Origin of the sequence: Halovalidus salilacus, from assembly GCF_031852275.1 — an archaeon.
GTDB classification, from domain to species: domain Archaea; phylum Halobacteriota; class Halobacteria; order Halobacteriales; family Natrialbaceae; genus Halovalidus; species Halovalidus salilacus.
The window spans coordinates 168761-181556 of the sequence record NZ_CP134700.1; the positions used below are offsets into that span (position 1 = coordinate 168761).

16 protein-coding genes are annotated in these 12796 nt (G+C 67.1%); 5 read left to right on the forward strand and 11 right to left on the reverse strand.

Going from position 1 to position 12796, the window contains the following annotated elements; translation table 11 throughout:
* The first annotated feature begins 199 nt into the window (after window positions 1-199).
* Window positions 200-760, forward strand: a complete 561-nt coding sequence (locus RJT68_RS00825) for a TATA-box-binding protein (protein WP_247003328.1) — start codon at window positions 200-202, stop codon at window positions 758-760.
* 405 nt (window positions 761-1165) lie between these two features.
* Complete coding sequence (locus tag RJT68_RS00830) at window positions 1166-1576, forward strand: DUF7344 domain-containing protein (RefSeq protein ID WP_407038492.1); 411 nt, start codon at window positions 1166-1168, stop codon at window positions 1574-1576.
* Between the two features lie 66 nt (window positions 1577-1642).
* Here the strand turns inward: RJT68_RS00830 and hisG are convergent, their stop codons facing one another.
* Window positions 1643-2497 carry an ATP phosphoribosyltransferase gene (hisG, locus tag RJT68_RS00835; protein WP_407038493.1) on the reverse strand — a complete coding sequence of 285 codons (855 nt, stop codon included), beginning with the start codon at window positions 2495-2497 and terminating at the stop codon, window positions 1643-1645.
* A gap of 108 nt (window positions 2498-2605) precedes the next feature.
* A complete protein-coding gene (locus RJT68_RS00840) occupies window positions 2606-2785 on the reverse strand; it encodes a hypothetical protein (RefSeq protein WP_407038494.1) in 180 nt (59 codons plus the stop codon).
* 148 nt (window positions 2786-2933) lie between these two features.
* On the opposite strand from RJT68_RS00840, the gene RJT68_RS00845 reads away from it, so the two are divergent.
* Window positions 2934-3623 carry a haloacid dehalogenase type II gene (locus tag RJT68_RS00845; protein ID WP_407038495.1) on the forward strand — a complete coding sequence of 230 codons (690 nt, stop codon included), beginning with the start codon at window positions 2934-2936 and terminating at the stop codon, window positions 3621-3623.
* Between the two features lie 153 nt (window positions 3624-3776).
* Here the strand turns inward: RJT68_RS00845 and RJT68_RS00850 are convergent, their stop codons facing one another.
* On the reverse strand, window positions 3777-4409 hold the full coding sequence (locus tag RJT68_RS00850; RefSeq protein ID WP_407038496.1) for a GNAT family N-acetyltransferase: 633 nt from the start codon (window positions 4407-4409) through the stop codon (window positions 3777-3779).
* A gap of 108 nt (window positions 4410-4517) precedes the next feature.
* Between RJT68_RS00850 and RJT68_RS00855 the strand changes: the two genes are divergently transcribed.
* Window positions 4518-4724, forward strand: coding sequence for a hypothetical protein (locus RJT68_RS00855; protein WP_407038497.1), 207 nt, complete (start codon window positions 4518-4520; stop codon window positions 4722-4724).
* A 240-nt stretch (window positions 4725-4964) separates the two neighbouring features.
* Here RJT68_RS00855 and RJT68_RS00860 read toward each other — a convergent pair whose 3' ends face one another.
* The 5 genes from RJT68_RS00860 to rpl18a all read right to left on the reverse strand — a co-directional run bounded on the left by RJT68_RS00860 (window position 4965) and on the right by rpl18a (window position 10873).
* On the reverse strand, window positions 4965-6629 hold the full coding sequence (locus RJT68_RS00860; protein WP_407038498.1) for a Coenzyme F420 hydrogenase/dehydrogenase, beta subunit C-terminal domain: 1665 nt from the start codon (window positions 6627-6629) through the stop codon (window positions 4965-4967).
* Window positions 6619-8349: a nitrite/sulfite reductase gene (locus RJT68_RS00865; protein ID WP_407038499.1), complete on the reverse strand. Its 1731-nt coding sequence runs from the start codon at window positions 8347-8349 to the stop codon at window positions 6619-6621. Before RJT68_RS00865 ends, RJT68_RS00860 begins: the two co-directional genes overlap by 11 nt.
* A gap of 427 nt (window positions 8350-8776) precedes the next feature.
* A complete protein-coding gene (ftsY, locus tag RJT68_RS00870) occupies window positions 8777-10210 on the reverse strand; it encodes a signal recognition particle-docking protein FtsY (RefSeq protein ID WP_407038500.1) in 1434 nt (477 codons plus the stop codon).
* Window positions 10211-10229: 19 nt separating this feature from the next.
* The gene (pfdA, locus tag RJT68_RS00875) at window positions 10230-10700 is read right to left on the reverse strand and encodes a prefoldin subunit alpha (protein WP_407038501.1); all 471 of its coding nucleotides are present in this window, start codon (window positions 10698-10700) and stop codon (window positions 10230-10232) included.
* The gene (gene rpl18a, locus RJT68_RS00880) at window positions 10697-10873 is read right to left on the reverse strand and encodes a 50S ribosomal protein L18Ae (RefSeq protein WP_407038502.1); all 177 of its coding nucleotides are present in this window, start codon (window positions 10871-10873) and stop codon (window positions 10697-10699) included. The genes pfdA and rpl18a overlap by 4 nt, the downstream gene beginning before the upstream one ends.
* A gap of 121 nt (window positions 10874-10994) precedes the next feature.
* On the opposite strand from rpl18a, the gene RJT68_RS00885 reads away from it, so the two are divergent.
* Window positions 10995-11324, forward strand: a complete 330-nt coding sequence (locus tag RJT68_RS00885) for an ASCH domain-containing protein (RefSeq protein ID WP_407038503.1) — start codon at window positions 10995-10997, stop codon at window positions 11322-11324.
* A gap of 51 nt (window positions 11325-11375) precedes the next feature.
* Here RJT68_RS00885 and RJT68_RS00890 read toward each other — a convergent pair whose 3' ends face one another.
* From RJT68_RS00890 to RJT68_RS00900, 3 genes are all read right to left on the reverse strand, one after another.
* A complete protein-coding gene (locus tag RJT68_RS00890; protein ID WP_407038504.1) occupies window positions 11376-11831 on the reverse strand; it encodes a hypothetical protein in 456 nt (151 codons plus the stop codon).
* A 3-nt stretch (window positions 11832-11834) separates the two neighbouring features.
* A complete protein-coding gene (locus tag RJT68_RS00895; RefSeq protein ID WP_455196255.1) occupies window positions 11835-12377 on the reverse strand; it encodes a DUF7342 family protein in 543 nt (180 codons plus the stop codon).
* Window positions 12378-12534: 157 nt separating this feature from the next.
* Window positions 12535-12795 carry a lipoyl domain-containing protein gene (locus RJT68_RS00900; RefSeq protein WP_407038505.1) on the reverse strand — a complete coding sequence of 87 codons (261 nt, stop codon included), beginning with the start codon at window positions 12793-12795 and terminating at the stop codon, window positions 12535-12537.
* Window position 12796 lies beyond the last annotated feature (1 nt).

The window sequence follows — 12796 nt, forward strand, 5'->3', positions numbered from 1 at the left end:
GGTCATCGCGTCGGATCGAGTATCAGCCTACCGCTTTCGCCGACCTCCCGACGCCCCGGAGAACCGTCAGACCATCGAACGAGCCTTCGTCCGGCGCACTCTCGAGGTGGTAGGCGGTCGATACCCGTCGTCCGAACCGGATATATCGTCCACCGGCACCAACCTTTATAAACCTTAAATACGTCTTTTTAAGCGACTTATGACGGATCCGAAGGACACCATCAACATCGAAAACGTGGTCGCGTCGACCGGTATCGGGCAGGAACTCGACCTTCAGAGCGTCGCCATGGACCTCGAGGGAGCCGACTACGACCCCGAGCAGTTCCCCGGCCTCGTCTACCGGACGCAGAACCCCAAGTCCGCCGCCCTGATCTTCCGCTCGGGCAAGATCGTCTGCACCGGCGCGAAGAGCACCGAGGACGTCCACGAGAGCCTCCGCATCGTCTTCGACAAGCTCCGCGAACTCCAGATCCAGGTGAACGAGGACCCCGAGATCGTCGTCCAGAACATCGTCACGAGCGCGGACCTCGGGCGCAACCTCAACCTGAACGCCATCGCCATCGGCCTCGGCCTGGAGAACATCGAGTACGAACCCGAGCAGTTCCCCGGTCTCGTCTACCGACTCGACGAACCCGAGGTCGTCGCGCTCCTGTTCGGCTCCGGAAAGCTCGTCATCACCGGCGGCAAGAAGCCCGAGGACGCCGAACACGCCGTCGACAAGATCGTCTCGCGCCTCGAGGACCTCGGGCTGCTCGAGTAACGAATTCGGCGACCGCGACCGCTCGACCTCCTCCGTTCGCTTCGACTCGAGTTCCATCGCCGCCGCCGGGCGACCCGATCCGTCGGTCCGATCGATCGAAGCGCGTTCTCGCCCCCGTCGATCCGAACGAACCGCCCGTTCGCCGTTCGCCGGTTTCGTTTGCGACGGCTTTACTCGGATTTCGGTGACCGTACCGGTTCGCGAACGGTCTCGGCCGCGGAGCGGTCGGTCCTCCGGACGTGGCCCGTCCGCCGCGCACCGTTCGCACCGACGCTCGACGCTCGTTCGCCCCATTCGTCCCGAATTCGCGCGACCGTGAACGATCCTAGACGCGCTAAACTGGCGTCGATCGACCCGAACGGACGGCCTCGTTTATCCCCCGAACCGACCGAGGTGCCGGTGACGATGACAGTCTCCGGAACCCGGTCGAGAGAACGCCTCGATCGTTCCCCCGTCGACGAGGTCGCCGACCCCTTCGCGCTCCCGGACGACGACGTCCGCCGCCTCCTTCGCAGTCGCCGCCGGCGCGAAGTGCTCCGGTGTCTGCTCGCGGCCGACACCGACGAACCCGTCGCGGTCGGGACGCTCGCGCGCCGCCTCGCCGAGGAGGAACACCACCCCACGCACGAGACGCCGCTCCTCCAGCGGTGTCAGCGCGTCTACGAGTCGCTGCGCCAGACTCACCTTCCCACGCTCACCGCGCACGGACTCGTCGAGTACGAGGTCCGAAGCGGACTCGTCGCGGCGGCCGCCGGACTGTTCGTGTTCGAACCGTACCTCGAGGGCCCCCTCGGCGACCGCGGCGCGCTCGAGTGAGCGAGGCCGCGATTCCGAAGGGCACCCGAGCGACCGCGAGTCGCGCCTCGGGCGAGTAAGGGCGGATTACTCGACGAGCCGTTCGATCTCGGTCACGAGGATTCCGCTGGCGCCGGCCCGCTTGACCTCCGTGATCGTCTCGAAGACGTCGCGCTCGTCGACGACGGCGTGGACGGCCACCTTCTCGCCGTCCCCGTTGGCGATGTCCATGATCGTCGGGCCGCCGAGTCCGGGAATGACATCGCGGACGGCCTCGAGCCGATCCGCCGGCACGTTCATCATGAGGTAGCGCTTGCCCTCGGCGGCGATCACGGAGGAGAGCGCCGTCCGGACCTCGCGCACCTTCGGGTCGTCGACGACGTCGGATCGGGCGAACAGCCGGACCGAACTCGAGAGGACCTCCTCGACGACGACCAGCCGGTTCATCTTCAGCGTCGTCCCCGTCGAGGTGATGTCGACGATGGCGTCGGCCATCTCGACGTGCGGGGTGAGTTCCGTCGCGCCGGAGACCTCCACGACGTCGGGGTCGACGCCGACGCCGTCGAAGAATCTGCGGGTGATCGTCGGGAACTCGGTTGCGACGGTCTTCCCCTCGAGGTCCGCGGCCGTCTCGATGTCGCCGTCCTCGGGGGCGGCGAGGACGAGGCGACAGCGGCCGAACTCGAGGTCGAGCAGCTCCTCGACGTTCTCGACGCCGGCCTCGCGCACCTGGTCGAGGCCGGTGATCCCGAGGTCGGCCGCGCCGTCGGCGACGTACTCGGGGATGTCCGCCGCGCGGGCGAAGAGGACGGTCACCTCGGGGTCGACCGTGTCGGCGTAGAGTTTGCGGTCGGCGCCGTTTTCGAGGTGCAGTCCCGCCCGCTCGAGGAGGTCGATCGTCGGCTCGTGCAGGCGGCCCTTGTTGGGGACGGCGATTCGCATGTGCCGGTGGTTCGGGGGCGGTGCGGAACTGTCTTTCTATCGCAGATCGGCCCCTCGGAGTGCGAACGCGGCCCCCTCTCGGCCGGCGGACTCGATTGGAACCCCCCGTCAGTCCGGATCGTCGAGGACGTCGTCCTCGAAGATTCGAACGCTTCGACCGTCGCAGTCGCAGAGTTCGGATTGGCCGATCGGGACGATCGTCCCGTCGGGTTCGATCTCGACGACGGAGATTTCGCCGCACTCGAGACACTTCGCGGCGGCCTTCCGGGAGTTCGAATCGGGTGACATGAGCGAGTTCCTTACGACCACGAACACCACGGACGGGTTGAAAAAGGGCCACGGGGGTGGGGATGGGGGTGGTGACTCCGAGGGGAACCCGACGGATCGGTTCGGTCCGCGACACCGCTTTCTTTGTCGTCGCCCGCGTACGGCCCGTATGGCCGAATTCGACTCCGACCGGGTAACGACGGTGACGTTCGACTCCTACAGCACGCTCGTCGACGTCGACGCGACCGTCTCGGCGCTCGAGGACCACGGGGTGGACGACCCCGAATCGGTCTCGAAGACGTGGCGACAGCGCTCGATGCTGTACACGCTCGTCGGGAACGATCTCGGTGAGTACGCGCCGTTTTACGACGTCAACCGCGACGCCCTCGAGTACGCCCTCGCGGCCCACGACGAGGAGATCGGAGCCGACGATCGCGAGGAGATCCTCGAGGTGTACCACGAACTCGAGGTGTTCGCGGACGTCCGCGACGGGATCGAGCGCATCCGCGACGGCGGGTACGACGTCTACGTCCTCTCGAACGGCAACCCGGCGATGCTCGCGTCGATGGTCGACCACGCGGCCATCGGCGACCTCCTCGAGGATACGATCAGTGCCCACGAGGTCGCGACGTTCAAACCCGACCCGGACCTCTACCGCCACGCCGCGGGCCGAACCGGGACGCCGATCGAGGAGGTCGCCCACGTCGCGGCCCTGACGTTCGACGTCCAGGGGGCGATCCGCGCCGGCATGCAGGGCGTCTGGCTCGACCGGAAGGGCGAGCCCTGGGAACCGTTCGGCCCCGAACCCGACCTGACCGTCGAGGGCATCGACGAACTGGCCGACCGCCTCGGCTGTTGACGGACCGACGCATCCCGACGCGTACTGTATGCACGAGCGCTCACTCGGCCGTCAGCGTCGACGTGCGGGCGGCGGGTAGGGAGACGTCTCGAGGACGGGCGAAAACCGAGCGTTACCCGACCTCGAGGTGCCGTTACTCGTGCCGAGACGCCGTTACTCGACTTCGAGGTGTTCTTCGCCGACGCGAACGAGGGCATCCGCGTCCTCCACCGCCTCGAGCAGCGCCGGAAACGGCGTGAGCGGGTCCGGATCGGGGGCCTTCTCGCCGAGGGGCTTGCGCCACCACCTGACGTCCCGCCAGTCGCCGTTCGAGTAGCCAATCTCGGGAAACGTGGCGAGCAACTCGAAGCCGAGCGACTCGTGGAACGCCTCCGTGCCGGGGTTGGGAACCGCCGTCACCGCGTAGGCGTCTCGGACCCCCTGGCGCTCGAGGATCGCGAACAGCGACGCGTAGAGCGCCCGCCCCACGCCCGCGCCCTGGGCGCGCTCGGCGACGTACACCGACAGTTCGACGACCCACTCGTAGGCGTCGTACCCGCGCAGCGGACCCGCGGAGGCGTAGCCGACGACCTCCCCGTCGACCTCGCAGACGAGCCAGGGGTAGCGCTCGAGGGTGCGTTCGATCCGCTCGGTCAGTTCGGCCTCGGTGGGCGGGGTCTCTTCGAAGCTGATCGGCGTCGACTCGCAGTAGGGGGCGTAGATCGTTCGAATCGAGGCCGCGTCCGACGGAGTCGCGACGCGAAGACGGCGTTGCATGCTCGTGGGTTGGTTTCGTCCGGCGGCCATTATCTCCGACGTTCCCGGGCGCTCGCCGAACAACCGGAAATACGTGCCGGATGGTTGCACTGGTAGACCGAACGCGAAAGCGCGACTCGACATACGCTTCGAGTACCCATGAGCGAGAGAGCGTGGCCCGACCCCGACTGTCCCACCTGCGGCGCGACGATCCCGATCGGGGTCCCTTACGGGGCGACCCTGACGGCGGTCACCGCGACCCCCGATCCCGATGCCGAGGCGAATCTCGCGTCGAAACGGCTGCGGAAGCTGATCGCGCAGTGTCCGAACGATCACCTCGCGCACGTCTACTATAGTAGCCACTGAACGTCAGCGCACACCTGCTCGCGATCCACGGCCGGGAGGCGGTGTGCTGAGCCGCTTCCCGGCCGTTTGGCTGCGAGCAGTGTGTAACTCGTTTCAGTTGTTACTATACACCGTCTGAGTTCGCTTCGGTGTTCGTCGAGGCCAAACCGCTCGAACGAGGCGGAATCGAGCGTGAAGGGGAGACGAGCGAAACCGAGAACGAACCGGATCCGAATTCTGCTGACCGAAACGCGAGCGTCCTCAGTCGCTCTTCGCGCTCGCGTCCCGCTTCCGGGCGTTAGCCGCCTTGTAGTCGTCGTCGTGGGGGTTCAGCGTCGACCCGTACTGTTCGGCGTGATCGGTGTAGTCGATGAAGCGCGGGGCGTCGGGGTCGAAGGGGCGCTCGAGCGAGTTGAACGCCTTCTTCTTGTCCCAGCCCTGGAGCTTGCCGACCGCCGAGCGGTCCTCCAAGTCGTGGTAGTCGAGGGTGGGTTCGGTGAGTTCCCAGGCCTTCATGCCCTGCTCGGTGCGGATGATGACGCTCGAGTACTCGTCGGAGGAGCCGACGGAGCCGACGGTGATGTCCGAGCAGAAGCCGGTGAAGTCGGCGCACTCGTCGCAGCCCTTCAGCGCGGCGTCGTGGAAGTTCTTCACGTCCTCCTCGAGGATCATCTCGCCGTCGCGGCCGTAGACCATCATCTTGCCGTGGAGGACGTCCATCTTGCCGATCTCGTCGGGTGAGATGCCCCGCTTCTCCTGGAGCTGCTCGCCGATGAGGCTGTAGTAGTTGAAGTTCTTCGTGCACATCAGCGAGATCATGTAGTCCACGGCGCGGATGCCCTCCTCCTGGGAGTCGTGGTCCCAGTCGAAGTCCTGCAGCGCGCGCAGCCCCTCGATCTCACACGGCGTGCCGACGAACGCGAGGCTGAGCTCGTCCCAGTCCTTGTCGGGGAGTTTGTGCTCCCACCGGGCGAGGTCGAGGTTTCCGACCGCGAGCGTCTGGTTGTAGATCGTCCCCGCGTTCTCGATCAGGTCCTCGCGGCTGGTGGCGAGGTAGCTGACGGCCTTCCACGGCTCCTCGTCGTCCTCGGTGGCGATGAGCGCGCCGTCGATCTCCCCTTTCTCGAGGAGCGTCGCGAGCAGGTGGGTGACCATCCCGCCGTCCTGGGCGTTCTCGGTCCACTCCTCGTCGACGCGGGCGGAGAACTCCGTGATCGGGTCGCCGGCTCCCTTGACGTTGTCCTCGCCGCCGGTGATCTTCCACTGGCGCTCGTACCGGAGGCCGCCGCGGGGACAGAAGTCCCAGCAGAGCGAACAGCCGGTGCACATCTTGACGAGTTCGGGGTGGTCGTCCTCGCCGACCCCGATGGAGTCGGAGGGGCAGGCGGCGACGCAGGTCCCACACTGGATGCAGCGCCCCGCGTCGATGACCGCCGCGTCGAGCTCCATGAACCACGTCTTCTCGTCCGGCGTCTCGATGTCGTTCATCTCCGACCGGATCGAGTACGTCGGCGTGTCGAGGTCGACGCCCTCGGGGACGCTGACGCGGACGTCGGGTTCGCCGTTATCGACGTCCTGGCTGACGTCCTCGGCCGGCGGCGTGAACTCGAGGTCGCCGAGGTTGCCCTCGTCGTCGACGTTCGAGACGCCCACACCGTCAGCGCGTAGCGCTGACGAGGATCGCGAACCTTCGGTTCCCTCACCCCCGTCGGCGCGGACGGGACGCTCGTCGCCGGCGCTCCGGTCGCCGCAGGTGCACGTCTCGGGGCCGCATCCCCCGTCCGCTCGGACCGCATCCCTGCCGCCGTGGTCCTGGCCGCGGCTCGAGCGGGCGGCGTCGGCGTTCGACAGCCCGATCACCGCGTCATCCTCGCCGTCCGATTGCGGGACGCCGGGGAGTCGCTCGTCGTTCCCGTCAGTCGCCATGGGCAACACCTCGAGCGACCGGCGCGTCGGCCCCCTGCATGATCGTCCGGAGTCGATCGTTGTCGGTGCGACGGGCCCACTGGTAGAACTTCTCGCCCTCGTCGCGCTCCTCGGCGTACGCCTCGAACAGCTGCTCGAGGGCGGGGATCACGGCGTCGGCGGGCACGGCGTTCTCGATCCAGTCGAGGAAGTCGTTGTCGGCGCCGAGCGCGCCGCCGAGGCCGAAGTCCATCCCCTCGACGATCTTCCCCTCCTCGTCCAGCTTGACCGTCTCGCCGCGGAAGCCGATGTCGGCGATCTGGGGCTGGGCGCAGGAGGCCGAGCAGCCGGACATGTGCATCCGGATGGCCTCGACGTCGTCGGGGACGTCGATGCGCTCGTCGAGTTCGCGGGCCCAGCGCTTGGTGCGCTGTTTGGTCTCGATGATGGCGTACTTGCAGAACTCGTTGCCCGTGCAGCCGACGGCGCCGCGGGAAAAGGGCCCGGGGTCGGGGCTGTACTCCTGGGCGAACGGCTCCTCGAGCAGGTCGTCGACGTTCTCCTCGGGGATGTGCGTGATGAGGAAGTTCTGATCGGTCGCGAGGCGGACAGAGGCGTCCTCGGTGCCGTACTTCTTCGCGGCGCGGGCCGCCTCGGCGAACTCTTCGCCGCCCATGCGGCCGGCGACGACGTTGAAGCCGACGTACTTCAGCCCGTCTTGCTTCTGATCGTGGACGCCGACGTGGTCGCCCTGGTAGCCGACGGTCATGTTCGTCCCGGCGGTGGGCAGGTCGACGGTACAGCGGTCGCGCACGGCTTCCTCGAACTTCTCGGGGCCCATCTGCTGGACGAGGTAGCGCATGCGGCAGACGCCGCGGTTGTGGCGGTCGCCCAGCTCCTTGAAGGTCTGAGCGACGGCGCGGCAGAACTCCACGGCGTCCTCGGGCTTGATGAAGACGTCGAGTTCGGAGGCCATCCGCGGGCCGTCCGAGAGGCCGCCGCCGACGCGGGCGTGGAAGCCGTAGAGGAACTCGCCGTCAGAGCGGGGCTCTGACGAGCCCGCACTCGCTTCGCTCGCGCGGACGCCGTCCACCTCCTTGCGGGCGGGGACGAGACCGATGTCGTTGATCTGGGACTGGGCGCAGTCGTGGGCGCAGCCCGTGATCGTCAGCTTGAACTTCCGCGGGAGGTTCGCGTACTCTCGGTTGCCCGTGAAGTAGTCGGAGACGGCGTCGACGACCGGCTGAGCGTTGAAGCACTCGTGATCGTCGAGTCCGGCGGCGGGACAACCCAGCACGTTACGGGCGGAGTCGCCGCAGCCCTGGACCGTCGTCAGCCCGACCTCGTCGTAGCGTTCCCACAGCTCCGGGACGTCCTCGACGCGGATCCAGTGTTTCTGGATGTCCTGGCGGGTCGTAATGTCGAGGTAGGCGTCGCCCCAGAGTTCGTTCTGTTGCTCGCCGCCGTATTCCTCGGGCGCGACGGCGTAGTCGGTGGCGCACTCGCCGATGACCTCCGCTTGCTCCGGCGTCAGGTAGCCCCCGGGAACCTTCGTCCGGATCATGAAGTAGCCTTCCTGTTTCTGGGCGTACATGCCGGCCCACTTCAGGCGCTCCCACTCGCCGCCGCCGGCGCGCGCTTCGATCTCCTCGAACGTGAGCCCCTCCTCGGCGTACTCGTAGACGTCGTCGATGACGTCGAGGGGGTGCTTTTCCTGCTTGTATTTCTCCGTCGTGTTCATCGGTACCACCACAGGCGCGATCGCCGTCTGGAGGACTGGATCGTCGCGATATCTTCAAAGCCCATCGTTTACCGGGTTATTACACCGTGCGGGTATACCTTCCCGTAATGGGGCGAAACCTGACGACGGTCTTTCGATGCGGAAAATATTGCCTGAGCGATCGCCACCGATCGGCTCGGGTCGCTCGAGACGGCCGAGAGCCCCCGGAACGCGGACGGTCTCGCGGCGGGACCGCACCCGTACGTCACCGGTACCGGCAAGAGTGACCGGCGGGACACCCTGCGAATCGCTGTGACGGTCTCGCCGCTCGCGCTCGAGGGCGTCTCGTGCCGACCGGTGCCGACGTCGAGTTCGGTTCGCGGTCGTCGACCGGCGACGAGCGCCGACGCTCGGCGCTCGAGAGAACGTCGAACGAAGGGAATCGGGCCTACTCCTCTTCCTCGAGCAGTCGCTCGACCATCTCGTCGGGGTCGAACCGCTCGAGGTCGTCGTATCCCTGGCCGACGCCGAGGAAGAGGATGGGTTTCCCGGTGACGTGGGCGATCGAGATCGCCGCGCCACCGTTGGAGTCGGCGTCGGCCTTCGTGAGGATCGTGCCGTCGATCTCCGCGGCTTCGTTGAACTCTCGAGCGCGGTTGACGGCGTCCTGGCCCGCGACGGCCTCGTCGACGAACAGCGTCATGTCGGGGCCGACGACGCGGCCGATCTTCTCGAGCTGGTCCATCAGCCCCTCGTTCGTGTGGAGCCGCCCCGCCGTGTCGCCGAGGACGACGTCGATGTCGTTGGCCTCGGCGTACTCGACGGCGTCGTAGAGCACCGCGGCGGGGTCGCCGCCCTGTTCGTGGGTGATGAGCTTCGTGTCGCGGGCCTCGGCGTGCTCCTGGATTTGCTCGTTGGCCCCGGCGCGGTAGGTGTCGCCGTTGGCCATCACGGTCGAGTAGCCCCGCTCCTCGAAGTAGCGATCCAGTTTCGCGATCGAGGTGGTCTTCCCGACGCCGTTGACGCCGGTGAAGATGATGACGACGGGCTTGTCCTCGATCGCGATCCGCTCGTCGAAGTCGAACTGGCCGACGCTGATCACGTCGTGGATGGCGTCCTTGAGCGCGTTCTCGACCACCTCGCCCGTCGAGGTGGTGAACGTGCGCGTCTCGCCGACGAGTTCGTCCCGGATGTTCTCGAGTATCTCGTCGGCGACGCTCATCTCCACGTCGCTCGAGAGCAGCGCCAGCTCGAGTTCCTGCAGGGGCCCCTCGAGGTCCTCCTCCTCGATGACGAACTTCCCGCGGACGAGCGATTTGGCCTTGGCGCCGAAGCCGACGGAGCCCCCGTCGTCGTTTTCGGCCTCGGCCTCATCCTCGTCTTCGTCCTCGCCCTCGTCCTCGTATTCCGCTTCGACTTCGGTCTCGGCTTCGGGGGCGTCCTCGGTTCCGATTTCTGCTTTCGCCTCCGCTTCGGTGTCGTGAACGACCTCCGCGTCGACGTCGGGACCGGCGACGGGTTCCGCCTCCGGTGCGGTTTCGGCGTCGCTCTCGACGGCCGCCCCTACCTCTGCACCAGCGTCGACCTCCGATTCGACCACGGCTTCACCGCCGGCGGCGGTGGCCGCTTCGGGCACTTCCGCTTCGGAGCCCGCCTCGCGCTCGCCCTCGAGCGCTTCGGACTCCGCGTCCTCGGCCTCGGGCTCCGGTTCGCCCTCGCTCTCGGCCTCGGGTTCCTCCTCGTCGGCGCCCTCGAGCGCTTCGTCGTCGACGTCCTCGAGCTCCTCGAGCTCGTCCTCGTCGACTTCTTCGACGTTCTCTTCGGCCGCCTCCTCGGCGTCTTTGCGGAAGCTGCCGAGCTTCTTCTTCAGGTTGTCGAACATGGTGTGATCGGCTGGACCGCTACTCGTCGGAGTCGCCCTGACCCGGACCCTGGCCACCTCCCTGCATCTGCTGCATCTGCTGCTGGAGGGCCTGCTGCTGGAGCTGCTGGGCCTGCTGCTCGAGTTGCGTGCTCTCGGCTTCGAGCTCCGAGATGCGCTCGGTGACCTCCTCGATGCGCTCGTCGAGGCGCTCTTTCTTGCTCTCGAGGGCGTCGATCGCCCCCTCCTGTTCGAACTCCGCGGCGTAGTCGGCGCCCAGCTCGACGATCACCTCGTCGATGTCCTCGATGCGCGCTCGGACGAAGGCGCCGCCGCCGAGGGGGACCTGCACGATCGAGTCGGTCTCGAGCGTCTCGATCGCGTCGATCGACTCGTCGACCTCCGTCTTCTGCGCCTGGAGGTCCTCGACGGTTCCCTCGAGCGTCTCGATCGCGCCCTGGATCTCCTGGAGCTGCTGGGAGAGTTCCTGAAGCTGCTGTTGACTGCTCATCGCTGGGCGACCTCCTCGAGGTCGATCTGCGTTCGCTTGAGTCCGTGACGACTGCCGAGCTGGGAGAGGATGTGCTCGCGGGCGACGTCCTCGTTTTCGGCCTCGATCGTCGTCTCGAACTCGGCGAAGCCGTCGCGGTTCTTGAACCGACCGGTGACGGTGTACTGATTCATACCTACCCATCCGGCAGGCAGTCGGAAGAATCTTCCCTTCCCGGGCGGCCCGACCCCGGCGCCGTTTCGACCGCCGCGGCGCCGGAAAACCGTTTTGTCGACGCCCGGTAAACGGTCCCCCATGGCAGAAATCGACGCCGACGAACTGCTTCCGAGCGAGCGGATGCGACGACAGGCCCTCGAGGGTGAGGTCACGCAGATCCACCGCGGGCAACTGTACGCCGAAGAAGGTGACGCGTTCGAAATCGACGACGCTACCTTCGAAGTGGTCGAGGTGACCGAGCGAACCCTCGGCGACCTCACCGACGAGGACGCCCGCGCGGAGGGGATGGACGACCTCGAATCGTACCGACGGCTGCTCGAGCGGGTTCACGAGAACTTCGAGTGGGACGACGAGAGCGAGGTCGTCCTGCACCGGTTCGAACGCGCGTCTGCCGCGAGAACCGACTGACGCGAGTCGATCGCGGGACTCGGCCGCCGCCGGTCGATTCGACGGCGCCGATCACCCCGGATCGGCGTCCGTCGGAAGCACCGTCTCCAGGAGGTCGTCGACGATTTCCCAGAGCACGAGCGACGGGGTCTCGTGCTCGAACGCGATGCCCGTTCGATGGGTTTCGTCCCAGTCTGGGAACGAGTACTGGACGTGTGCGTATCCGAGATCCGGGTGGTCCTCGTCCTGGTGCCACCCGGCGTGAAATCCCGTATTCGGATCGCCGTAGTCGACGCGGAACCAGTCACGAGGCGACCCCCTGTACCACGTGACGACGAGTTCCGGTGCCTCGGGTCCGGTCGGCGGCTCGAGTCGGTGCGGATCGAACGTCGCCCGCAGATGTTTTGCCTCGATATCGTCCGGAACGTACTCGACGGACGCGATCTGGGGAACACGCTCGAGGACGTCCCGCTTGAGCTGTTCGTACAGGTGGACGTTCGGATCGCCGCCGGGATGGGGGACGGACATTCCTCAGCTCTCGGCCGCCGCACCGTCCGCCCCGGGTGCCAGGAAGTCCCACTCACGGATCGCGAAGCTCACGATTCGGATTCGCCGCTCGAGGTGCTCCCAGTCGCGTGCGATGTCGCGTCGGCGTTCCTCCTCGGCGGCGTCGAGGTCGGCGTCGGCAACCGTCGCCCGCAACCCGTTCGGCGAGTCGACGCCGAACTCGTCTTCCCATCCCCGGATGCGAGCTTTCATTTCCGTGAGTCGGTCGGTCAACTCCTCGACCGTGTGGTCGCCGTCTCGAAGCCGCGTCGCCTCCTGGATCGCCTGTCGACGGTAATCCGGATAGTACGTCGTGTGAGCGCCGCCCTCGTCGCGTCGGAGGACTCCGTCGTCGACCAGCCGCTCGAGGACGCGCGTGGTCGGTTCGTGAGACCACCCCGCTTCCGACGCGATCCAGTTCGCCGTCCGCGGTTCGGAGAGCTGGCGCGCGACCATCCGGACCCGGTCTTCGCCCGTCGTCAGGCGCTCCGCGAGTCCCGGTTCGTCGTCCGTCGTCCGTTCGGTCACGCGTCACTCTTCGCACTCGCTGTTAATATAGCTTGAGATGGTCTCGTGCTATATCGAATTCCTCGCGGATTCGACGGTGACCGGACGCGCTCTCGGCGGTGCTGGCGCTGAACGGTCGCTCGAGCGGGTCCACGAGAAGGTAGGACGGACCCGGCAGTCAGGCCGGCTCGATCACCGCCAGCGCGTCGCCGCGTTCGAACTCCTCGTCCTCCGCGAGCAGGATCTCCGCGAGCGTCCCCGTCGCCGGCGCGGGGACGTCGACGCTCACCTTCTCGATCTGGATCTCGCAGAGGACGTCGCCCTCCTCGACGCGGCTCCCCTCGCGGGCGAACCAGTTGGCGACGACTCCCTCCTCTTCCTCGGCGTCCTCGGGCCAGACCGCCGCCGTGTCGACGGTCTCCCGGTCGGTCTCGCTCATT